Annotated in this window: 22 protein-coding genes; 9 read left to right on the top strand and 13 right to left on the bottom strand. The window is 64.0% G+C overall.

What is annotated here, in order from left to right:
• Window positions 1–62 precede the first annotated feature (62 nt).
• The 5 genes from ACPJXG_RS12580 to ppc form a co-directional block, all read right to left on the bottom strand.
• Window positions 63–545, bottom strand: a complete 483-nt coding sequence (locus tag ACPJXG_RS12580) for a DUF3617 domain-containing protein (RefSeq protein ID WP_425254454.1) — start codon at window positions 543–545, stop codon at window positions 63–65.
• 59 nt (window positions 546–604) lie between these two features.
• Window positions 605–778 carry a hypothetical protein gene (locus ACPJXG_RS12575; protein WP_161784151.1) on the bottom strand — a complete coding sequence of 58 codons (174 nt, stop codon included), beginning with the start codon at window positions 776–778 and terminating at the stop codon, window positions 605–607.
• A gap of 157 nt (window positions 779–935) precedes the next feature.
• Window positions 936–2,396, bottom strand: coding sequence for a pyruvate kinase (gene pyk, locus ACPJXG_RS12570; protein WP_425254453.1), 1,461 nt, complete (start codon window positions 2,394–2,396; stop codon window positions 936–938).
• Window positions 2,397–2,482: 86 nt separating this feature from the next.
• Complete coding sequence (gene gap, locus ACPJXG_RS12565) at window positions 2,483–3,493, bottom strand: type I glyceraldehyde-3-phosphate dehydrogenase (RefSeq protein WP_425254452.1); 1,011 nt, start codon at window positions 3,491–3,493, stop codon at window positions 2,483–2,485.
• 110 nt (window positions 3,494–3,603) lie between these two features.
• A complete protein-coding gene (gene ppc / locus ACPJXG_RS12560; protein WP_425254451.1) occupies window positions 3,604–6,357 on the bottom strand; it encodes a phosphoenolpyruvate carboxylase in 2,754 nt (917 codons plus the stop codon).
• Between the two features lie 340 nt (window positions 6,358–6,697).
• Here ppc and ACPJXG_RS12555 point away from each other — a divergent pair, with 340 nt between their 5' ends.
• Window positions 6,698–7,153, top strand: a complete 456-nt coding sequence (locus ACPJXG_RS12555; RefSeq protein ID WP_035819341.1) for an RrF2 family transcriptional regulator — start codon at window positions 6,698–6,700, stop codon at window positions 7,151–7,153.
• 64 nt (window positions 7,154–7,217) lie between these two features.
• On the opposite strand, the gene ACPJXG_RS12550 is transcribed toward ACPJXG_RS12555, so the two are convergent.
• From ACPJXG_RS12550 to ACPJXG_RS12535, 4 genes are all read right to left on the bottom strand, one after another.
• Window positions 7,218–8,885 carry a cation acetate symporter gene (locus tag ACPJXG_RS12550; protein ID WP_425254744.1) on the bottom strand — a complete coding sequence of 556 codons (1,668 nt, stop codon included), beginning with the start codon at window positions 8,883–8,885 and terminating at the stop codon, window positions 7,218–7,220.
• Window positions 8,886–8,899: 14 nt separating this feature from the next.
• Complete coding sequence (locus ACPJXG_RS12545) at window positions 8,900–9,208, bottom strand: DUF485 domain-containing protein (RefSeq protein ID WP_225241489.1); 309 nt, start codon at window positions 9,206–9,208, stop codon at window positions 8,900–8,902.
• Between the two features lie 128 nt (window positions 9,209–9,336).
• Window positions 9,337–10,518, bottom strand: coding sequence for an NO-inducible flavohemoprotein (hmpA, locus tag ACPJXG_RS12540; RefSeq protein WP_425254450.1), 1,182 nt, complete (start codon window positions 10,516–10,518; stop codon window positions 9,337–9,339).
• Window positions 10,519–10,550: 32 nt separating this feature from the next.
• Window positions 10,551–10,964, bottom strand: a complete 414-nt coding sequence (locus ACPJXG_RS12535) for a hemerythrin domain-containing protein (protein WP_099402142.1) — start codon at window positions 10,962–10,964, stop codon at window positions 10,551–10,553.
• A gap of 213 nt (window positions 10,965–11,177) precedes the next feature.
• On the opposite strand from ACPJXG_RS12535, the gene ACPJXG_RS12530 reads away from it, so the two are divergent.
• The 7 genes from ACPJXG_RS12530 to ACPJXG_RS12500 all read left to right on the top strand — a co-directional run bounded on the left by ACPJXG_RS12530 (window position 11,178) and on the right by ACPJXG_RS12500 (window position 18,475).
• Entirely contained in the window at window positions 11,178–12,056 is an 879-nt protein-coding gene (locus tag ACPJXG_RS12530) for an STAS domain-containing protein (RefSeq protein ID WP_425254449.1), read from the top strand.
• Window positions 12,057–12,063: 7 nt separating this feature from the next.
• Window positions 12,064–12,426, top strand: a complete 363-nt coding sequence (locus ACPJXG_RS12525; RefSeq protein WP_278316061.1) for an STAS domain-containing protein — start codon at window positions 12,064–12,066, stop codon at window positions 12,424–12,426.
• 10 nt (window positions 12,427–12,436) lie between these two features.
• Window positions 12,437–12,871, top strand: a complete 435-nt coding sequence (locus ACPJXG_RS12520; RefSeq protein ID WP_051958626.1) for an ATP-binding protein — start codon at window positions 12,437–12,439, stop codon at window positions 12,869–12,871.
• Window positions 12,868–13,953 carry an ATP-binding SpoIIE family protein phosphatase gene (locus ACPJXG_RS12515; RefSeq protein WP_425254448.1) on the top strand — a complete coding sequence of 362 codons (1,086 nt, stop codon included), beginning with the start codon at window positions 12,868–12,870 and terminating at the stop codon, window positions 13,951–13,953. The genes ACPJXG_RS12520 and ACPJXG_RS12515 overlap by 4 nt, the downstream gene beginning before the upstream one ends.
• Complete coding sequence (locus ACPJXG_RS12510; protein ID WP_425254447.1) at window positions 13,950–15,773, top strand: ATP-binding protein; 1,824 nt, start codon at window positions 13,950–13,952, stop codon at window positions 15,771–15,773. Before ACPJXG_RS12515 ends, ACPJXG_RS12510 begins: the two co-directional genes overlap by 4 nt.
• Window positions 15,760–17,274 (top strand): ATP-binding response regulator, encoded by a 1,515-nt coding sequence (locus tag ACPJXG_RS12505; RefSeq protein WP_176389897.1) that lies wholly within the window; start codon window positions 15,760–15,762, stop codon window positions 17,272–17,274. The genes ACPJXG_RS12510 and ACPJXG_RS12505 overlap by 14 nt, the downstream gene beginning before the upstream one ends.
• Window positions 17,275–17,353: 79 nt before the next feature.
• The gene (locus tag ACPJXG_RS12500) at window positions 17,354–18,475 is read left to right on the top strand and encodes a metallophosphoesterase (protein ID WP_425254446.1); all 1,122 of its coding nucleotides are present in this window, start codon (window positions 17,354–17,356) and stop codon (window positions 18,473–18,475) included.
• 3 nt (window positions 18,476–18,478) lie between these two features.
• On the opposite strand, the gene ACPJXG_RS12495 is transcribed toward ACPJXG_RS12500, so the two are convergent.
• Both ACPJXG_RS12495 and ACPJXG_RS12490 read right to left on the bottom strand, forming a co-directional pair.
• On the bottom strand, window positions 18,479–19,231 hold the full coding sequence (locus ACPJXG_RS12495; RefSeq protein WP_425254445.1) for a DUF4303 domain-containing protein: 753 nt from the start codon (window positions 19,229–19,231) through the stop codon (window positions 18,479–18,481).
• A gap of 15 nt (window positions 19,232–19,246) precedes the next feature.
• Window positions 19,247–20,170 carry a LysR family transcriptional regulator gene (locus tag ACPJXG_RS12490; RefSeq protein WP_425254444.1) on the bottom strand — a complete coding sequence of 308 codons (924 nt, stop codon included), beginning with the start codon at window positions 20,168–20,170 and terminating at the stop codon, window positions 19,247–19,249.
• 123 nt (window positions 20,171–20,293) lie between these two features.
• Here ACPJXG_RS12490 and ACPJXG_RS12485 point away from each other — a divergent pair, with 123 nt between their 5' ends.
• Window positions 20,294–21,067 carry an SDR family oxidoreductase gene (locus ACPJXG_RS12485; protein ID WP_425254443.1) on the top strand — a complete coding sequence of 258 codons (774 nt, stop codon included), beginning with the start codon at window positions 20,294–20,296 and terminating at the stop codon, window positions 21,065–21,067.
• On the opposite strand, the gene ACPJXG_RS12480 is transcribed toward ACPJXG_RS12485, so the two are convergent.
• Together ACPJXG_RS12480 and ACPJXG_RS12475 are read right to left on the bottom strand one after the other, a co-directional pair.
• The gene (locus ACPJXG_RS12480; protein ID WP_425254442.1) at window positions 20,995–21,984 is read right to left on the bottom strand and encodes an NAD(P)/FAD-dependent oxidoreductase; all 990 of its coding nucleotides are present in this window, start codon (window positions 21,982–21,984) and stop codon (window positions 20,995–20,997) included. The two genes, ACPJXG_RS12485 and ACPJXG_RS12480, sit on opposite strands and share 73 nt — an antisense overlap.
• A complete protein-coding gene (locus ACPJXG_RS12475) occupies window positions 21,971–22,423 on the bottom strand; it encodes an RrF2 family transcriptional regulator (RefSeq protein ID WP_219309694.1) in 453 nt (150 codons plus the stop codon). The genes ACPJXG_RS12480 and ACPJXG_RS12475 overlap by 14 nt, the downstream gene beginning before the upstream one ends.
• Window positions 22,424–22,459 lie beyond the last annotated feature (36 nt).

Here is a 22,459-nt window from a genome sequence, read left to right as displayed (position 1 = left end):
CGGCGTCAATGCCGGCGCCTGCCTATCCCTGGAAACTGTTGTTTCAGCGTGGCGGTAATCTTCTAGCGGTCGGTATACAAGCTCTTCATCACCATGCCGCCGCGCATTTTCTTCGCTCCCGGCGCCAGCCCGGCCGGACAAGCGCCCTGGAACACGGCCGCCAGTTCCGTGCGCTGCACTTCGCTCTTGCCATTGATTTGCACGGTGGTGTCGGCGCTCAGGGTATATGCCTTGGCCAGGTCGCCCTTGAAGGTGACGGTCAGCCTGGCGTCCGGACAGCTGGATTGAAAATGGTAACTATCACCCTGGCGGCTGTGCGACTCGATCTGGCATTCCTGTTCGAAATCGGACCACAGGTCGTCGTCGATCAGCCGGTCGCGCGCGTGGTCGACGCAGATTTCCCAGGAAAATGGCGAGGTGGCGGGCGTCACCTTCCACAGTCCGGTGGCACGTTGCAAGCGCTGCGCCGGCTCGGCCGCCGAAGCGAACGTGGCCGTGGACAGGGCAAGGATGGTCATCAGAAACAGGGGCGCGCTGCGCTGCATGGGCATTCCTCAGCTAAAAACTTGACTATAGCAAAGAGGAACGCGCGCAGGCCACACGCTTAGCGGCGTATCTCGGGCCTTGCGGCCAGCACGAAGGGAATAACAAACGGCCCCAGGAAAGTCACCAGGACGGCACGGATGGCCGTTATTCGTAAGGCGCGGTGTTTGGCGATGAAGAGGCAAGCGAAGGCCGACAGCGACCAGATCAAGGCAGGCAAGTACTCGGTCATCATGAACTCCGGATGCACCCTGGAAGGCAGGAAAGCCATGCTGACACGGAAATGGGGTCACCGCAATGGCAGATTGGGCATCTGCCATTGCGGCGGGCGGCCAAGCGCCTGTTTTTCAGCCATTCTTAAGGCTGCAGGCGAGTGGCGGCGGGCGAGACGGTCAGTGCTGGCCGATCTTCATGATTTTCAGCGCGTTCGTGCCGCCGACCTTGCCCATCGGCTCGCCCCAGGTCAGCACAACGGTGTCGCCCTTGGCCACGACTTTATGCTCGACCAGCAAATCTTCCGCCTGCTGCAAAACCTTGTCGCGGTCCGTACCGGACGTCAGTTCCAGGGTGCTGACGTTGCGGTACAGGGCCAGCTTGCGGCGCGTGCCCACGCTCGGGGTCAGCGCGACGATGGGGATGTCGATGTTGCAACGGCTCATCCACAGTGCCGTGGAACCCGATTCCGTCAGCGTGGCGATGGCCTTTACGCGCAGGTGGTGGGCTGTAAACAGGGCGCCGTAGGCGATCGACTGGTCGATGCGCGAGAACGTGGCGTTGAGGAAATCGGCGTCCAGCTTGCAGGTATCCCATTTTTCCGCGTCCAGGCAGATGGCGGCCATCGCTTCCACCGTTTCGATCGGATAGCGGCCAGACGCCGTTTCCGCCGACGTCATGACGGCGTCCGTGCCGTCCAGTACGGCATTGGCCACGTCGGACACTTCCGCGCGGGTCGGCACGGCGTTGACGATCATCGATTCCATCATCTGCGTGGCCGTGATCGCCAGTTTATTTGACGCGCGCGCCATCTTGATCATGCGTTTTTGCAGGGCCGGCACGGCCGCATTGCCCACTTCCACGGCCAGATCGCCGCGGGCCACCATGATGCCGTCGGACGCGTCGAGAATTTCTTGCAGCGCTGGAATGGCTTCCGCGCGTTCAATCTTGGCGATCATCATCGGCTTGTGGTCCCACGCTTCGCCGGCGATATTGGCCAGCTGGCGCGCCATGACCATGTCGGTGGCGTTTTTCGGGAAGGACACGGCCACGTAATCGGCCTGGAAGCTCATCGCCGTTTTCACGTCTTCCATGTCTTTCGCCGTCAGCGCTGGCGCGGACAAGCCGCCGCCCTGGCGGTTGATGCCCTTGTTGTTCGACAATTCGCCACCGATCTTGACGGTGGTGTGGATTTCGCTGCCGACGACTTTATCGACCGTCAGCACGATCAGGCCGTCATTGAGCAGCAATACGTCGGCGGCGCGCAAGTCGCGCGGCAATTCCTTGTAGTCGAGGCCGCAGCGCTCGAGATTGCCCAGTTCACCGTTTTCACCCCATTTCGCGTCGAGGATGAACTTGGCGCCGTTTTCCAGGAAAATCTTGCCTTCATCAAACTTGCCGACGCGAATTTTCGGGCCTTGCAAGTCGGCCATGATGGCCACTTCGCGGCCGCACAGGGCTGCCGCTTCGCGCACCATGCGGGCGCGGTCGATATGGTCTTGCGCCTTGCCATGCGAAAAGTTCAGGCGCACGACGTCGACGCCGGCCTTGAACATGCGGACCAGGGTGTCGATATCGTTCGAAGCGGGGCCGATGGTGGAAACGATCTTGGTGGCGCGTTGCTGTACTTGCATGGTCATGGTTGCTGCTTTCTAAAATAAGTTGCTACAAGGGCCAGCCTTGTGGGCCGGCCGTCCTGGTGCGCTGGATCAGCGGTACTACGTTCTTACTTGGCCGCCATCAGGGCGACCGTGGTGTCCAACATGCGGTTCGAGAAGCCCCACTCGTTGTCGTACCACGACGACACTTTCACGAGGCGGCCCGAAACCTTGGTCAGGGTCGAATCGAAGTTCGACGAAGCCGGGTTGTGGTTGAAATCGATGGAAACGAGCGGTTCCGTCTGGTACGTCAGGATGCCTTTCAGGGCGTCTTCCGACGCCGCTTTCAGCAAGGCGTTGACTTCCTCGACCGTCGTGTCGCGCTTGGCGATGAAGGACAGGTCGACCAGCGAGACGTTAATCGTCGGCACGCGGATGGCAAAGCCGTCCAGCTTGCCATTCAGCTCCGGCAAGACGAGGCCGACAGCGGCCGCCGCGCCCGTCTTGGTGGGAATCATCGAATGCGTGGCCGAGCGGGCGCGGCGCAAGTCTTCATGCATCACGTCAGACAAGACCTGGTCATTCGTGTAGGCGTGCACGGTGGTCATCAGGCCCGATTCGATGCCGATGGCGTCGTTGAGGGGTTTCACTAATGGCGCCAGGCAATTCGTCGTGCACGACGCGTTGGAAATGACGGTATCCGCGGCTTTCAGCACGTGCTGGTTCACGCCGAACACGATGGTGGCGTCCACATCCTTGCCGCCCGGTGCGGAAATGATGACTTTTTTCGCCCCGCCCTTCAAATGGGCTGACGCTTTTTCCTTGGTCGTGAAGAAACCCGTGCATTCGAGCACCACGTCGACACCGAGTTCGCCCCACGGTATCAGGGCCGGGTCGCGCTGCGCGAAGACGCGGATGCGGTCGCCATTGACGAGCATGTTCTCGCCATCGATGGTGACGACGCCGGGAAACTTGCCGTGCACCGTGTCGTAGCGCGTCAGATGCGCATTCGACTTGGCGTCGCCCAGGTCGTTGATGGCGACGATTTCGATATCCTGCTGCTTGCCGCCTTCATAAAACGCGCGCAAGACATTGCGGCCGATGCGGCCATAGCCATTGATGGCAACTTTGATGGTCATGCTGTCTCCTTGTTGTTTTCTGCTGAGTTCGTAAAGCCAACCCAAGTGCAAGTACCGGGGTCGTACCCTGAGGGTACGACCCCAGCCTTAGCTGTTGGGCTTGATTTTCATTAACCGCTGTTCCGCAACCCCGCCGCAATCCCATTGATCGACAAATGTATCCCCGTGCGCGCCGCAGCATCCTGCTTGCCCTCGCGGAAGCGTTTCAACAGCTCCACCTGCACGTGATTGAGCGGGTCGATATACGGGAAACGGTTGCGTATGGACCGCTGCATCAGCGGATTTGCTTGCTGCAACTCTTCCTGGCCCGTGATCAGTTTCAAGGCGTCCAGGGTGGCCGCGTATTCGGCACGGATGCGCGTGAAGATGGCCTCGCGCAATACTTTATCCTTGACGAGTTCCGCATACTTGCCGGCAATGGCGATGTCGCTCTTGGCCAGCACCATATCCATGTTCGACAGCAAGGACGTGAAGAAGGGCCAGTCCGTGTACATGCCGCGCAGCACGTCCGCGCCGCCGGCCGGATGGGCAGCCAAGTAGGCTTGCACGGCGGAACCGAAACCGAACCAGCCCGGCAGCATCAAGCGGCATTGCGCCCAGCTCAAGACCCAGGGAATGGCGCGCAAATCCTCGATGGACGTGGATTTCTTGCGCGAGGCGGGACGGCTGCCGATATTCAGGGCGGCAATTTCCGCGATCACCGTCGATTCCCAGAAATACTGTTCAAACCCTTCCGTGCCATACACCAGGTCGCGGTAGGCGTTCAGGGCCGTGCCGGACAGCTCTTCCATCGCGGCCAGGTGGCCCGCGCCGGCCGACGCCTTCGGCTGCAGCTGTGCCTGCGGCAACAGGGTCGACTGGATGGTGGCGGCCACCAGCACTTCCAGGTTGCGGCGCCCCACTTCCGGGTTCGCATACTTGGCCGTAATGACTTCACCCTGCTCCGTCAGGCGGATCTGTCCCTGCACGGCGCCGGCCGGCTGAGCCAGGATGGCTTCATAGCTGGGTCCGCCGCCGCGGCCCACGGAACCGCCGCGGCCGTGGAACAAGCGCAGCTTGATCTGGTATTGCTTGAAGACCGTCACCAGCTCGATCTCGGCTTTATAAAGTTCCCAGCCGGACGTGAGGAAGCCGCCGTCCTTGTTGCTGTCCGAATAGCCGAGCATGACTTCCTGCTGATCCGCGCGCGATTCGAGCAAGCCACGGTAGAACGGCAAGCCGAAGGCGCGCGCCATGATGGCGGGGCCGGCGCGCAAGTCGTCGATGGTTTCAAACAGGGGGATGATGTTGACGTCCACTTCGCGGCTGTCCTGGCGCAGCAAGCCCACTTCTTTCAGCAGCAAAGCCACTTCCAGCAAGTCCGACACGCTGGCCGCCTTCGAGATGATGCAGTTCGGCACCGATTCCTTGCCGTATTTGACGTGCGCTTCGCGTACGGCGCGGAAGATGTCGAGTTCGGACGTCGTTTCTTCCGAGTATTGCGCATACGGCGACGTCAGCAGGCGTGGCGATTCCAGTTCGGCCAGCAGCAGGCTGATGCGTTGCTCTTCATCGAGGTCCAGGTAGACCAGGCCCGGCTGGGCGCCCGCGAACAGTTCGCCCACGACGCGCTCGTGCACGTCGGAATTCTGGCGCAAGTCCAGCGGCGCCAGCGAAAAGCCGAAAACCTTGACGGCGCGGCGCAGCTGGCGCAGCCGGCCACGGGCCAGCGCGCGCAAGCCATTGCTGACGAGCGAATGCTGGACCACGTCCAGGTCGGCCAGCAGTTCCGCAGCCGCGGCGTAGGGCTGCACGCCGTCGGCTTGCTTGCCTTTGCCGGAAAGAACCACGCGCGTGGCGTCCAGGCGCGCATGAATGCCGTGCAAGGCGCGGCGGTACGGTTCGTCGACCCGGTGCGGCGACGCATCGGCCGAGCGTTCGGCCAGCGCGCGCAGCGGCTCGCTGCACGCGTTCAGTATTTGCGCCAGCGACAGCTGCGATGCGAGCTTGCGCAATTCACCGAGGTAAAAATCGAGTACTTTGTCGGCCTGCGTTTGCAGGGTGCTGCGCAGGATGTCGGCCGTGACGAAGGGGTTGCCGTCGCGGTCGCCGCCTATCCAGCTGCCGACTTTCATGAAATTGGGCAATTCCGCATCTTCCCAGCGAGCATCGCGCTGGGCCAGCATGGTTTCCAGCGAGGAATACAATTTCGGCAATTCGCGCAGGATGGTATGGTCGTAGAACGACAGGCCATTGGCCACTTCATCCATGACCGACAGCTTGCTCGTGCGCAGCAAACGCGTCTGCCACAGGGTGACGATGCCGCGGCCCAGCGCTTCTTCGTTTTGCCCGGCTTCTTCCGGCGTCATTTGCACGCGGTCGCGCTCGCTCAACAGGCGGGCAATGGCCATCTGGCAATTCTGGATGCTCTTGCGCTGCACTTCCGTCGGGTGCGCCGTGAAGACGGGGCTGACGAACGCATCTTCGAAGAATGTTTCCAGTGCATCGGCCTTGCCCGCGTCAAACACGTTGCCGACGGCATGGCTGAGGCTACCCTGGCGCGGCGGCGAGCCGGCGATCAAGTGGGCGCGCGTGCGGCGGATGTGATGCTGGTCTTCCGCGATATTGGCCAGCAGCGAGAAATAGCTGAAGGCGCGCGTCAATTGCGTGGTTTCTTCCTGCGACAGCGCTTGCAGCGCGTCCGACAGTTGCGCGCGCGCCGCTTCATCATTATCGCGGCGGAAACGGATGGCCAGCTGGCGCACATGTTCGATGCGCTCGAAGGCGGGGTCGCCCAGGTGGTTGCGGATGGCGTCGCCCAGCAGACGGCCCAGCTGGCGGATATCGCTGCTCAGCAGCTCGTCTTTCACTTCATTCATTTGCATGGTATGTATTTCCTGGGGCGGCCACGGCGGCACCGCACAGATTGCGTAGTTCGCGCTTCCCGGCCCGGGAAACGCCCATCGTCGAATTTGTAGTAAATTTACCTTATTGCTTCACCATCCTCTTGATTTCCATCAAAAAAAATCCTACCCAAAGGGCTAACAAGGGCTTACGAGCTGTTTGCCATGGCAACAATATGAAAATTTACTACGCATTTAAGCGAAAGGCAATCAACTTTTGTCTTTCGAGGCTGAAAAGTGACGGCGCAACACACACGGCCGGCACTCTCCTGTATGCTGCGGATGAAACAAGGATGTAATCCACATCTTATGAACGAAGCCCATGCGACTGACTGCCTATACCGACTATACCCTGCGCACCCTGATGTACCTGGGCGTGCACCGCGACCGCCTGGTGACCATCCAGGACATCGCCGACCTGCATTCCATCTCGAAGAATCATTTGATGAAGGTGGTGCACCAGCTGGGCCTGTCAGGCATCGTGGAAACGGTGCGCGGGAGAAATGGCGGCCTGCGCCTGGCGCGCGACCCGGCCGAGATCAATATCGGCACCGTTGTGCGCGAGACGGAAAGCGATTTTTTCATGGCGGAATGTTTTAACAAGGAAAGCAATACCTGCCCGCTCACACCAGATTGCCTGCTGAAGGCCAAGCTGGGCCAGGCAACGGCCGCCTTTCTGGCCGTGCTCGACACGGTGACCCTGGCATCGATACTCGAAGCGACGCCAGGCGCGCCCGCGCTGGCGGCCGGCGTCATCCCCCTGCGCGTGGCAAAGTAAGCGCGCCAAAAACAACAATGCCCGGCGAACCGGGCATTGTCTCTTTCAGCAACTATCTAAAACATCAATGCGCGCTGGCGCCTGCCGCGCCGATGCCCGTTTCCGAACGCATTTGCTGCGCTTCGTAGCCGGCGCGGTCGATGCGCGCGCGGGGGCTCTTGTCGAGCACCGAGAACAGCCAGATGCCGACGAAGCCGGCCGTCATCGAGAACAGCGCCGGCGAGGCGTAAGGGAACAGCGCTTCGCCATGGCCGAGCACGTCGACCCACACGGACTTCGACACCACCGTCAGCGCGACGGCCGTGGTCAAACCGAGGAAGCCGCCGATGGTGGCGCCCCGCGTGGTGCAATCCTTCCACAGCACCGACATGAACAGCACGGGGAAGTTGGCCGAAGCGGCAATCGCGAAAGCCAGCGAGACCATGAAGGCGATGTTCTGCTTTTCAAAGGCGATACCGAGCACCACGGCGATAATGCCCAGCACGATCGTCGTCACGCGCGACACTTTCAGTTCGTTGGCGCCCGTCGCCTTGCCCTTCTTGATGACGGTCGCATACAGATCGTGCGACACGGCCGACGCACCCGACAGGGTCAGGCCCGCCACGACGGCCAGGATGGTGGCGAACGCGACCGCCGACATGAAGCCGAGGAAGACGTTGCCGCCCACGGCCTTGGCCAGATGCACGGCCGCCATGTTGTTACCGCCCAGCAGCTTGCCGGCGGCATCCTTGAACTCGGGATTGGTGCTCACCAGCACGATGGCACCAAAACCGATGATGAAGGTCAGAATGTAGAAATAGGCGATCCAGGTGGTGGCCCAGAACACGGATTTGCGCGCTTCCTTGGCGCTCGGCACCGTGAAGAAACGCATCAAAATGTGCGGCAAGCCGGCCGTGCCGAACATCAGCGCCATGCCGAAGGAGATGGCCGAGATCGGATCCTTGATGAAACTGCCAGGGCCCATGATGGCTTCCTTGGTGGCGTGCACGTCCACCGACTTGGCGAACAGCGCTTCCGGGCTGAAGTTGAATTGCGCCAGCACGGCCACGGCCATGAAGGTGGCGCCGCCCAGCAACATCACGGCCTTGATGATCTGCACCCAGGTGGTGGCCGTCATGCCGCCGAACAGCACGTAAATCATCATCAAGGTACCGACCAGGACGACGGCGATCCAGTACTCGAGGCCGAACAGCAGCTTGATCAGCTGGCCCGCGCCCACCATCTGCGCGATCAGGTAAAACGCCACCACGACGAGCGTGCCGGACGCGGAAAAGATGCGGATCGGCGCCTGCTTGAAGCGGTAGGCGGCCACGTCGGCAAACGTGTAGCGGCCCAGGTTGCGCAAGCGCTCGGCCATCAAAAAGGTGATGATGGGCCAGCCGACGAGAAAGCCGATGGCATAGATCAGGCCATCGTAGCCGTTCAAAAAGACGGCGGCGGAAATGCCGAGGAACGATGCGGCCGACATATAGTCGCCGGCAATCGCCAGGCCGTTCTGGAAACCCGTGATGCCGCCGCCAGCCGTATAGAAATCGGAAGCCGACTTGGTCTTCGCAGCCGCCCACTTGGTGATGAACAAGGTAAAAATGACGAAGGCGGCGAACATGATGATCGCCGTCCAGTTGGTCGGTTGCTTGACTGCCTGGCCCAGGTCGGCGCCGGCTGCCAGCACGCTGCCGCTGGCGCTCGCCAGCAAGGTCAGGGCTGCCAGGCAGGAAAATGGGCGTTGCATCGATGAGGCGCCGTTCATGCTTGCACCCGTGCCTGAATGGCGCTGGTCAGGTCGTCGAATTGCTTGTTGGCGCGGCGTACATAAATGCCGGTGATCACCACAGTAAACACGATGACGAACAGGCCGATCGGCATGCCCCAGGTCATCACGCCGGCACCCGTTTTCGTGGCCAGAAATTCCTTGTTAAAGGCGATGAGCAGGATGTAGCCGTAATACACCAGCATCATCAGGCCAGTCAGCGCCCAGCCGAAGCGGGAACGCACCTTGACCAGCTGATGATAGCTGGGGTCGCCCTTGATTTTTTGAACCAGATCGTCATGCATTGTGTTGCCTCCTGTTATGTAAAAGCGTGCTCTTTTGTGCGAGCTTGGATTCACAGTACAGCGCGAGGCTTACCCGCCCCTTACGGCAGCGTTTTTTCTCGCAGGGACAACACAAGGCAGGCAGAAAATCAGTTCAAGGCGGCAGCCGGTCCGAAGAATTCATGGTGCGTCTGCTGTTCCGGCACGCCCAGTTCGCGCAGGTATTGCTTGACGGCCCGCATGAATGGCTGCGGTCCCAGGAAATAGGCATCGACGTCGCGCGAGGCCGGCAGCCAGTGATTCAGCTGCTCCTTATTCAGCAAGCCGACGGCGTCCGGCGCGTCGTGTTCACCACCATGTTCCGCGTAGCAGTAAAAGCGCTGCAACTGCGGGTGCTGCGCGGCCAGCTCGTCGATCTGCGCGCGGAACGCGTGCACGCCGTGGTGGCGCGCCGCGTGGATGAAATGCACGGGACGCTTGCCGCGCAGGGCCGCCGTCAGCATGGCCAGGGTTGGCGTGATGCCCACGCCGCCGCTGATCAGCACCAGCGGCTTGTCGCTGTCTTTCAGCACGAAGTCGCCCGATGGCGGCGTCAGCTGCACCGTGTCGCCTGCCTGCACGTGATCGTGGAAGAATGTCGACACCTTGCCGCCCGCTTCGCGCTTGACGCTGATGCGGTAGGTCTGGCCATTGCTGGCGGCCGACAAGGAGTACTGGCGGCGCATGGGCACGCCATCGACGTTGGCCAGCACGCCGATATACTGGCCGGGCGCGAAGTCAAGCACGGGCTGGCCATCGGCGGGCGCCAGCAGGAAGGAGGTGATCTCTTCGCTTTCCACCGTCTTGCTGCGCACTAAAAAGTCGCGCGCGCCGCTCCAGCCGCCCGGCGCGGCCGCCTGCGCCTTGTAGATGCGCCCTTCTTCGCCCGCCAAAATATCTGCCAGCTGGCCATAGGCCGCGCCCCAGGCATCAATGACGGCGTCGCTGGCCACTTCTACACCCAGCACTTCGCGGATCGCCTGCAGCAGGCTGGCGCCGACCAGCGGATAGTGCTCGGCGCGGATCTGCAAGGCCACGTGCTTGTTGACGATGATCGACACGAGGTCACCGAGCGCATCGAGTTGATCGATATGTTTGGCATACATCAGCACGCCATTGGCCAGCGCGCGCTGCTGGTCGCCGCTGTGCTGGTGCGCCTGGTTAAAGTACGGCAGCACTTCCGGATGGTCGCGGAACAGATTCTTGTAGAAGTGGCGCGTCAGCGCTTCACCGCCCTGCTCGAGGATGGGGACGGTGGCCGTGATGATGGCGCGTTGTTCTTGGGTCAGCATGTGGAACTCCTGTGAGAATGTAAGTAATCGGTCTAGGCCAGCGTCTCTACGGCTGGATATAACTCATGGTCTTCGCGCCGCATGCGCTGGAACAGCGCGTGCAGGACGGTATTGGCTTCGCTGCGAAAGGCTTCGGGTTCCGCTTCCAGGCGCACTGGCGTATTCCAGCGGCCGGCGAAATCGAGGTAGGCGCCGGCGATGCCGTGCATTTCGTTTTCGTACTGGCGTCCCAGTTGTGCCACCTTGGCCACGCCGGACGCTTGCGCGGCCGGATACAGGTAACGCTGCTCGACGGCCAGGTGCAGCTTGATCAAGCCGCTCATGGCGATGATCTGTTCGGCAATGGCCTGTGCCTGCGCGGCCACACCGCCGCGCGCCAGCTGGCGCAAGTCGTCGATGGCGGCCAGGATGTCCAGGTGCTGCTGTTTGAATTTGTCGATATTCATGGCGTGTTTATCTTGTTGAGTGTTGCCAGTGTAGCGGAATTCGCTTAAACATGCAAATTACATGCATCTTTAAATGACCAGTATTTCATACTGACATGGCCACTATGTGCGGCATGGAACACAAGCTGCGGCCATGTCTGCCTATAATTTCTTCATCACAGCGCGGGCCCGTTTGCGGCCGTGCCGCACCCTCCACTCCAGCCAAGGATGAGCATGAAAAACAAGACGGGCACGGGCCAGGCGCAGCAACTGGCCGGCATCATCAGCGAGCACCACACGGAACTGCTGGACGGCTGGATGGCCGGCCTGATCGCCCGCCTGGTGCGGCGCGACAAGATCGCGGAAAACGAGCTGCGCCAGCAGGCATCGCAATTGCTGCCGCTGCTGGCGGGCGCGCTGGAAAGCGGCGATTCGTTCGACCTCGAAGGCGGCGCCTGGGACGATACGCGCCAGCTGCTCGCTGAAATATCGCAGTCGCGCGTGCGCCAGGGCTATTCGCCGATCGACACGGCCAGCTTCATGTTCGCCCTGAAGGAGCCGCTGTTCGGCTACCTGCGCAAGGCAATCACGGCGCAGCCGGAGCAGCTGGGCGACGCCATCGTCAGCACCAGCAAACTGTTCGACGAACTGGGCCTGCTGACCATCGCCATCTACCAGAAGGCGCGCGAACAGGTGATATTGCGCCAGCAGCAGGAATTGCTGGAGCTGTCCACGCCCGTGGTGCAGCTGTGGCAAAACGTGCTGGCCCTGCCCCTGATCGGCACGCTCGACAGCGCCCGCACGCAGGTGGTGATGGAAAGCCTGCTGCAAAAGATCGTCGACACGGGCGCCCTGATCGCCATCATCGACATCACGGGCGTGCCGACCGTCGACACCCTGGTGGCGCAGCACCTGCTGAAAACCATCGCCGCCGCGCGCCTGATGGGCGCCGACTGCATCATCAGCGGCATCCGCCCGCAGATCGCGCAAACCATCGTGCATCTGGGCGTCAACCTGGAAGACGTGATGACCAAGGCCACCCTGGCCGACGCCTTCGTCGTGGCCCTGAAACGCACGGGCTCCAGCATCACCTACCAGCAGCAACAACACTGAGGCGCCTATGGATAGAATCCCCATTTTACGCATGGGCCGGCTGCTGCTGGTGACGATCCAGGTGGACATGCATGACCGCCTGGCGATGACCTTGCAGGACGACCTGACCACCCGCATCGTGACGGACCGCGCCACGGGCGTGCTGATCGACATTTCCGCGCTCGACATCGTCGACTCCTTCATCGGCCGCATGATCAGCAACACGGCGGCGATGGCGAAGATCCTCGATGCGCACACCGTCGTCGTCGGCATGCAGCCGGCCGTCGCCATCACCCTGGTGGAACTGGGCCTGACCCTGGAAGGCGTGAGCACGGCGCTCAACGTGGAACGGGGCATCAAGCTGCTGGAACGGGACGGCGCATGCGCATGACGGGGGCGCCATGCTAGGCGCGCAGGCACAGGCAGGGGTGCAACAGGCGCAGCAGATCCTGCCCCTGCACAGCGACGAAGACGTCGTGCGGCTGCGCAAGCAGGTACGCGACAGCATGGTCGCCATGGGATTTGGCCTGATCGAACAGACCAAGATCATCACGGCGGCCAGCGAACTGGCGCGCAACACCCTGCGCTACGGCGGCGGCGGCGAAGCGCGCATCGCGCGCGTCTGCGATGGCGCGCGGCAGGGACTGGAACTGCGCTTTGTCGATGCGGGACCGGGCATCGACGATATCCCCCTGGCGCTGACCGATGGCTATACCAGCGGCGGCGGACTGGGACTGGGGCTGGGCGGCGCCAAGCGCCTGGCCGACGCATTTCACATCGACACGGCGCCCGGCGCGGGCACCACCGTCACCATCGCGAAATGGAAGCTGTTTTGAACCACATCGAGCAAGCCCCTGACATAGCCAGGCAACGCAGTTTTCCCATCAGCGAGCCGAGCGAGATCGCCGCGGCCCGGCGCGCCGGCAACGAACTGGCGCGGCGCATCGGCTTCGACGACGTGCGCACGGGCCAGCTGGCCATCATCATCAGCGAAGCGGCGACCAACATCGTCAAGCATGCGCAACGCGGCGAGATCCTGCTGCGCAAGGTGCTGCGCGGCGGCACCAGCGGCATCGAGGTGCTGGCCATCGACAACGGCCCCGGCATGGGCAATGTACGCCAGCACATGGCCGATGGCCATTCCACCACGGGCACCTACGGCGTGGGGTTGGGCGCGATACGCCGCCTGGGTCAGGAATTCGACCTGTACACGGCGCCCGGCAAGGGCACGGTGCTGATGGTGGTGGTCTGGGGACAGCATGCCAGTAGCGCCATTCCCGCCCATCCGAACTGGCAGGTCGGCGCCGTGTGCCTGCCGCTGCCCTCGGAACAGGTGTGCGGCGACGCCTGGAACGTGGTCTGCGAAGGCCATGAACTGAGCTTGCTGGTGGCCGATGGGCTGGGTCACGGCCCGCTGGCGGCGCGCGCCTCGGAACGCGCCAGCGCCTTGCTGGAAACTGACACACCCGGCTTGCCGCCCCTGCCCGCCCCCTTCATCGAACTGGCCCACGGCGCCCTGCGCACCACGCGCGGCGCGGCCCTGGCCGTGGCGCACATCGACAGCGCGCGCCGCGAACTGCGCTTTGCCGGCGTGGGCAACATCGCCGCCTGCGCCTTCGATGCGCAGCAGCGTCGGCATCTGCTGTCGCATAACGGCATCGTCGGCAGCAACCTGCGCAAGGTGCAGGAATTTTGCTATCCGTGGCAGCTGGGCGCGACCTTGATCATGCACTCGGACGGCTTGCACACGCGCTGGGACCTGGAACAGTATCCGGGCCTGGCGCATTGCCACCCCAGCCTCGTCGCCGCCGTGCTGTACCGCGATTTTGCGCGCGGGCGCGACGACGTCACGGTGGTGGTGCTGCGCGAACACGAGGAGCACCTGCCGGCCGGTGCGGAAAGGAGCGAAACAACATGACGCAACGCATATTGACGGCGCATATCGGCAGCGAACTCGATGTGGTGGGAGCGCGCCAGCGCGCGCGGCAGATCGCCGCCCTGTGCGGCTTCGGCGTGCAGGACCAGGTGCGCATCGCCACGGCCGTGTCGGAACTGGCGCGCAACGTCTACAACTACGCCGGCAGCGGCAAGGTGCATTTCGCCATCGATGGCCAGACGGCGCCGCAGGTGCTCAGCATCCGCATCGAAGACCAGGGCCCCGGCATCGCGCAGCTCGACAAGATACTGGCCGGCACCTACCGCTCGCCCACGGGCATGGGCCTGGGCATCCTGGGCGCACAGCGCCTGATGGACCGCTGCCATATCCACAGCACGCCGGGCGAAGGCACGCACATCACGCTGCACAAACTGTTCCCGCGCGACGCGCCCCTGCTCGACGGCAGCATGATCGGCACGCTGTCCGGCAGCCTGCAGGCGCTGCCCTCGGATATCACGCTGTCCGAAGTGCAGCAGCAGAACCGCGAACTATTGACCACCCTGGCCGAACTGAAGACGCGCCAGGACGACCTGCTGCAACTGACGCGTGAACTGGAAGACACCAACCGTGGCGTGGTGGCGCTGTTCGCGGAACTCGATGAAAAAGCCGACCACCTGCGCCGCGCCGACCAGATGAAATCGCGCTTCCTGTCGAACATGAGCCATGAATTCCGCACGCCGCTCAGTTCCATCCGCGCCCTGTCCAAACTGCTGCTCGACCGCATCGACGGCGAACTGTCCGAGGAACAGGAAAAGCAGGTGCTGTTCATCCTGCAAAGCACCGTCAGCCTGAGCGATCTGGTGAACGACCTGCTGGACCTGGCCAAGATCGAGGCGGGCAAGGTCGACGTGCACGCCAACAGTTTCCAGGTGGCCGACCTGTTCAGCGCCCTGCGCGGCATGCTGCGCCCGCTGCTGGTGTCCGAATCGCTCACCTTGACCTTCATCGATCCCGACCCGGCGCTGCACATCCACACGGATGAAGGCAAGCTGTCGCAGATCCTGCGCAACTTCATCGCCAACGCCCTGAAGTTCACGGAAGCGGGCGCCATCATCGTCAGCGCCACGCCCTTGCCGGAGCAGGATGCCATCCGCTTTTCCGTCTCCGACACGGGCCTGGGCATCGCCGCCGAAGACGTGCAGCTGATCTTCGAGGAATTCAGCCAGGTGGAAAACCACATGCAGCGCAAGGTCAAGGGCACGGGCCTGGGCCTGCCCCTGTGCCGCAACCTGGCCACCCTGCTCAATGGCACGGTGAGCGTGGAAAGCACGCCTGGCGAGGGCTCGCTGTTTTCCGTCGTCCTGCCCACCAGCTACCATGCGCCCGAAGGCAGCCTGCCCCCCAGCGCGCCGGCCAACGACAATGGCAACGACCAGCGCATCGGCGTGCTGGTGGTGGAAGACAATCCGCCCGTGCGCCTGCTGTATGAAAAATTTTTGGCCGGCAGCGAATTTCGCGTCGTTCCCGCGCGCAGCGTGCGCGAGGCGCAGGAGCGCTGGGAACAGCAGCGTCCCGCCGCCGTCATCCTCGACATCATGCTGCACGGCGAAACGGCCTGGCACTGGCTGGCCGAGCTGAAAAACGACCCGCTGCGGCGCCAGGTGCCCGTCATCGTCGCCACCGAAATCGACGACGTGCGCAAGGGCCTGGCCCTGGGCGCCGACGCCTACTACGTCAAGCCGCTGTCGCGCCAGCAATTGCTGGCGACCCTGCGCGCGCTGATCGGCAATACACACCACCGGCAAGAGCCGGTTCCGCCGCAAGGCACAACCACCTGGGACAATGCGCATGCTACCGGATAACAACAGCGATGCTCTGATCCTGAACGTCGATGACAGCGATGGCGCACGCTACGCCAAGTCGCGCATCCTCAAACGCGCCGGCTTCAAGGTCATCGAAGCCTCGAACGGAGGCGACGCGCTGCTGCGCGCCCGCCAGGACCGCCCGAACCTGATCCTCCTCGACGTCAAGCTGCCCGACATCAACGGCCTGGAAGTGTGCCGCCAATTGAAGGGCGGCGCCGAGACCAACACCATCCTGGTGCTGCAGACGTCCGCTTCCTGCATCGGCTCGGCCGACAAGATCCGCGCCCTCGATGGCGGCGCCGACAACTACCTGGTCGAGCCGATCGAGGCCGATGAACTGATCGCCAACGTCAAGGCGCTGCTGCGCCTGGGCCGCGTGGAGCGCGCGCTGCGCGACGTGGACCGCCGCAAGGATGAATTCCTGGCCACCCTGGCGCACGAATTGCGCAACCCGCTGGGCCCCATCCGCACGGCGCTGGCCCTGCTGTGCAAGCTCGACCCCGTCGTGCCGGCCGTGCAGGACAATGCGCGCCGCACCATCGGCCGCCACACGGACCACCTGGTGCGCCTGGTGGACGACCTGCTTGACGTGTCGCGCATTTCGCAGGGCAAGATCTCGCTGCAATGGGAAAGCGTGAGCCTGGCCAGCGTCATCCGCAGCGCGCTGGAGACGAGTTCGCACAGCGTCGAAGCGCGCGGCCATGCGCTGGACGTGAACCTGCCCAAGGAAGAACTGTGGGTCTGCGGCGACGCCGTGCGCCTGTCGCAGATCGTCGCCAACCTGCTGCTCAACGCGGCCAAGTTCACGGCGCCGGGCGGGCGCATCGCCATCACCGCCGCGCGCGAAGGCGACAATGTGCGCATCCGCCTCAGCGACAACGGCATCGGCATCGCCGCCGCCAATATCGACAGCATCTTCGGCCTGTTCGAGCAAAGCGGCCACTCGCCCGACCGGGTGCAGGACGGCCTGGGCATCGGCCTGTCGCTGGTGCGCAACCTGGTGACCTTGCATGGCGGCCAGGTCAGCGTGCACAGCCCCGGCGTGGGGCTGGGCAGCACCTTCGAAGTCATCCTGCCGCTCGACGCCAACCTGCCGCAGCCGGCCGCGCCGGTGCCGGAAGCGGCCACCGGCGGCAGCCAGCGCATCCTCGTCGTCGACGACAACTGCGATGCGGCCGACACCCTGGCCGAACTGCTGGAAATGTACGGCCACACGGTGCGCACGGCCTACACGGGCACGCAAGCGACCGAGCGCACCCTGGAATTCAAGCCCGACATCGTCTTTCTCGACATCGGCCTGCCCGACATGAGCGGCTACGACGTGGCCGTCAAAATGCGCCAGTTGCCGATACCGCAGCAATTCCTGCTCGTCGCGCTGACCGGCTACGGCCAGGAACACGACCGGCAGGCGGCCCTGGCGTCGGGTTTCAATGAACACTTTGCCAAACCCGTCGATTTCGGCAAGCTGGCCATGCTGGGATTGCATATCGCACCCTGAGCGCGATGGCGGGGTGGCAGCTGCGTGTTGCCAGGGCATCCGCTATAATCGGCGGCCGCCTCACCTCTGGAACCATGACATGAAAACCCGCACGCCGCTGCTGCGCATCACCATGATACTGGGCGCCCTGCACGCCCTGCTCGGCTGGCTGCTGCTGCCGGCCCTGCCCGTCGGCCTGGCCGGCTGGCTGCTGGGCGGCGCCGTCTTGCTGGCCTCGACCATGCTCATGCCGATGGCCATCTTCGCCCGCGCCGTCACCAACGATGCGCGCCTGGCCGACCGCCTGAGCTGGGCCGGCTCGCTATGCATGGGCTTTTTTTCCTCGCTGTTCGTGCTCACCGTGCTGCGCGAACTCACCCTGCTGATTCCCGCCGCCCGCCTGCACGCGCAGGCGTCCGCCGTGGCCGTCCTCGTTCTGGCGCTGCTGGCCACCGCCGTCGGTTTCATCAACGCCCGCAGGGTGGCGCGCGTGCGCGAAGTGACGGTGCCCATCGCCGGCCTGCCGGCCGCCTTACAGGGTTTGACCATCGTGCAACTGAGCGACATCCACGTGGGCGCCACCATCAAGCGCGCCTACGTGGAAGCCATCGTCGCGCGCGCCAACGGCCTGCGGTCCGACATCATCGCCATCACGGGCGACGTGGTCGACGGCACGGTGGCGCAACTGGGCAGCCATACGGCGCCGCTGGGCGAGCTGCGCGCGCGCCACGGCGTCTTCCTCGTGACGGGCAACCACGAATACTATTCAGGTGCAGCACCGTGGGTGGCGGAGTTCCGCCGCCTGGGCTTGCGCGTGCTGATGAACGAACATGCGGTGCTCGAGCACGACGGCGCGCGCCTGGCGCTGGCCGGCGTCACCGATTTCAATGCGGCCAGTTTCGACCCTGCCCAGAAAAGCGACCCGCAAGCGGCCATCGCCGGCGCGCCCGCCGATATCCCCCGCATCCTGCTGGCGCACCAGCCGCGCAGCGCGCCCGAGGCCGAAGCGGCAGGTTACGACCTGCAACTGTCGGGCCATACGCACGGCGGACAATTCTGGCCCTGGAATCTGTTCGTGCCGCTGCAACAGCCGTACGTGGCCGGCCTGCACCGGCAAGGCCGCTTGTGGATTTACGTCAGCCGCGGCACCGGTTACTGGGGCCCGCCGAAACGCATCGGCGCACCGGCGGAAATCACGAGACTGAGGCTGCTGGCAGCGTAAGCGTTACTCCGCGCAACTGGCCATCCACGCCGCGAAACGCGCCGCCACGGCCGGCGGATTCAGGCGCGCCATGGCGCCTTCCACGGCTTCGCTGTCGCTGACCTCGAACATCAGCACGAAATCGTCACGCTGCACTCCCACGCCAAAACAGCCTTCGCCATCGAGCTGCGCCAGCGCCGCGATGCAGGCCTCGAACACGCCGCTGCGAAAAGTGCTGAAATCGACGCCGAACGGCAAGTCGCGGTGCGCCTGCAGCAGCAAACGGTAGGCGCTGTCGAAATACGCGACCCCGTCCTCAAACGCCCATTCGGCCGGATTCCACAACATCTCTTCGCCGTATTCCGAGGCGGCCAGCGCTTCGCGGCTGTTGGCCGCCGGGCCGATGGTCATGGCGCTGTCGTCGCTGACCAGCGCGAAAGCGTCGATGTGCTGATCGGGATGCGCACGGCGCACGGCAGCGACAGCCCGGCGCGCGGCGTCCGCCACCAGGGTGTGCAGCAGCGCGAAATCGAAAACGGCAGGGTCGATGAGCATGGCGCGCGCCAGGGTATGGCCACCGGCGACAGCAGCATCGCAATGGGACAGATAGGCGGCCTGCCCTTCGGCGACGCTCGCGTACTGTGTGCGCGTCTCCGCGCCCCAGGTCATGGCCGCACCGCTGGCCGTCCAGACGGTGGCGCCGAAGACGCGCACTTCCCGGAAGCGGGTGGGTACATCGCCATCAAAAGTGTAAAACAGGCTGTAGTTGTCAGGCATAAGATTTTTCATTGTTTAATCGGGCCGTATCTGCGTGGCGAAATCGCGCTGGCGGAATTGCTCCAGCAGGAAATCAACGAAGACGCGCGTCTTCGCGGGCAGCAGTTTCTTGCTCGGATAGTACAAGGACAAGGGGCCGGAATCAGCATGCCAGCCGGGCAGCAAGCGGATTAACGCGCCGCTGCGCAAATGGGCCAGCGCGTGCGGCATGGGTAGCAGCGCCACGCCGACGCCGAGGATGGCTGCCTGCGCCATCGCTTCCGGATCGTCGAAGATGGCGCGCGGCCGGCATTCGGCCACGCCTTCGCCGCCGGAACCGTCGCGCAGTATCCAGCTGCGCAATCGGCCGCTGCCGGCCGAGCGGCGCGCCACGCCGTCGAATTGCGCCAGGTCCGACGGGTGCGTGGGCATGGCCTTGCCCTGCATGAAGGCGGGCGACGCCGTGGCGACGATGTGGGCGTGGCCCAGTTCGCGCGCCACCACGCCCGGCGTGAGTTCGATGCCGCCGCCGATGGCGACATCGAAGCCTTCGCCGATCAAGTCCACTTGCCGGTTGTCGAAATGGCAGTCGGGGATGACGCCAGGGTAGCGCGCAATGAAGTCGCCCAGTAAGGGCACCACGTAGCTGCGCCCGAACGACGGCGCCATGCTGATTTTCAGGATGCCGGCCGGCTGGCCGCCCTCTTCGGCCACGCCGGCGATCGCTTCGCGCAAGGTGGACAGGGCGCCGCCGATCTGCTGCAGGAAGCGCTCGCCCCCTTCCGTCAGGGTCAGGCGGCGGGTGCTGCGCTGGAACAGCCGCAACCCCAGGCTCGCTTCCAGGCGCGCCACGTTCTTGCTGACGGCCGCCGGCGTCAGCCCCAGGCGGCGCGCGGCCGCCGAAAAGCTGCCCAGCTCGGCAGACAGCACGAATGATTGCAAGTGATTGAGGGCTTCCATGCGCCCATTCTACCCGCTCATTTGATAGCAATGGTTGAAAGTGATTGTAGGGATTGCTGGCTAGCGCGGCAGGAATGAAAGGCAGATACTGAATTCCTCGACTCCTCACTCAGAAAGCTCATCATGCAAACTCCAGCCACCACCAGCACCAGCACCACCTTGCCACTGCAAGACAAGATCGCCTTTGTGACTGGCGGCTCGCGCGGCATCGGCGCCGCCATCGTGCGCCGCCTTGCCAGCCAGGGCGCCAACGTCGTCTTCACCTATCAAAGTTCCGCCGCCGAAGCGCAGGCGCTGGCCGCCAAAGTGGAGGCAAGCGGCGGCAAGGCCCTGGGCGTGCAGGCCGATGCGGCCGACGCCTCCGCCCTGACGGCCGCCATCGCCAAGGTGGCGGCGCAGTTTGGCCGTATCGACATCCTCGTCAACAATGCGGGCGTGTTCCTGCCTGGCGCCATCGACGATTTTTCGCTGGAAGACTTCGACAAGACCTTGAACGTCAACGTGCGTGCCGTGTTCGTCGCCATCAAGGCGGCCGTGGCGCACATGCCGACGGGCGGGCGCATCATCAATATCGGCAGCACGAATGCGCACCGCATGCCGTTCGGCGGCGCGGCTGCTTATGCCATGAGCAAATCGGCGCTGAGCGGCCTGACGCAAGGCCTGTCGCGCGACCTGGGCCCGCGGGGCATCACCATCAACAACGTGGAACCGGGTCCCGTCGCCACGGACATGAACCCACCGACGGGCGACTTCGCCGACCTGATGCACGGCCTGATGGCCCTGCCCCGCCATGGCACGGCCGATGAAATCGCCGGCATGGTCGCCTATCTGGCCAGCGCGGAAGCGGCGTTCGTCACGGGCGCCGGGCTGAAGATCGATGGCGGTTTTGCCGCCTGATCGAGTCCGAACATCAGCGAGCGGTGCGACGCCACGCCGGCCATGGCGCCATCGGCCACCGCGAACGCCACGCTGCCCGCCATGCGGCCCGCATCGCCGCAGCAAAAGACGCCGGGCACGCTGCTGGCCTTTTGCTCGTCGGTGCGCACGAACGGTCCCATGGGTCCCTCTTCCAGCAAGCAGCCCAATTCGCCGGCCAGGGAACTGGCCAGGCGGGTGCGGGTCGCCACGAACAGGCCAGCCATCGCGTGGCGGCTGCCGTCGGCCGTGACCACGTCGGCCACCGCGTCGATCCGCGCCACGGGCGTGCGCACCAGCGTTACACCGCGCGCCTCGAGCTGCGCCAGCTGCGCCGCATCGGGCTCGAACGCGCCATTCAGGAAAAAAGTCACCGTGCCCCAGTCGGGCAGCATCAGGGCGTGGTGCATGGACAGGGGGCCGGTGGCCAGCACGCCGATGGTGCCCTGCTCCAGTTCATAGCCGTGGCAGTACGGGCAGTGAAAGACGCTGCCGCCCCAGCGCTCGGCCAGGCCAGCTACCGGCGGCAGCTCGTCGATCACGCCGGTGGCCAGCACGAGGCGGCGGCCGTGCACGACATGGCCGTCCGCCAGGGTCACGTCGAAACCATCTCCATCACCGCTCGCCACCGCTTGCACGGCCGTGCCGTCCAGCCATGTGACGCTGGCATACGCCATCAACTGCGCCTTGCCCTCGGCCGCGATGGCGGCCGTGCCGCTGCCGTCCTGGGTCAGGAAACCGTGGGAATGGCTGGCGTAGCGGTTGCGGCGCTGGCCACCGTCGATCACCAGGACGCGGCGGCGGGCGCGCGCCAGTTGCGTGGCGGCGGACAGGCCCGCGTAGCTGCCGCCGACGATGATGGCATCGAACGGGATGCCAGGCGATTCAGGAATGTGCATGTGGTGCTCCTTTGTGAGTGGCGTATTGTTGGCTGAAACGGTCGGCCAGATCGGCCAGGGTGACGGCGCCAAAGCGCTGGATCAGCAGCGCCTCGGCTTCATCGAAGGCGCCGGCCAGCGACTGGTTGACAACCTGCTCGACCAAACAGCCCGGCTGATCGACACGGTTGCCCATGGCGAAGATGGTGGGCGAACCCACGGCCACGTAGATATCTTGCAGCGTCACGCGGTGCAGGTCGCAGACGATGCGCCAGCCGCCGCCATGCCCCTTGCCCGACGCCACGTAGCCGCGCTCGCGCAAGCCGGCCATCACGCGCCGCACCAGCACGGGGTTGGTGTCCAGGTAGCCGGAGAGTTCTTCGGACGTCATCGGGCGTCCCGCATGGGCCATGTGCAGCAGCACATGGAGGATCGATGATAGTTTGCTGTCGCGTCTCATGTAACTAATGATAGTACATATCCATCGCACATGCAA

Source organism: Janthinobacterium sp. NFX145 (assembly GCF_049810325.1).
GTDB lineage: Bacteria > Pseudomonadota > Gammaproteobacteria > Burkholderiales > Burkholderiaceae_D > Janthinobacterium > Janthinobacterium rivuli.
The sequence above is the reverse complement of the archived record's forward strand: the minus strand, read 5'-3'. Positions and strand labels throughout refer to the sequence as shown.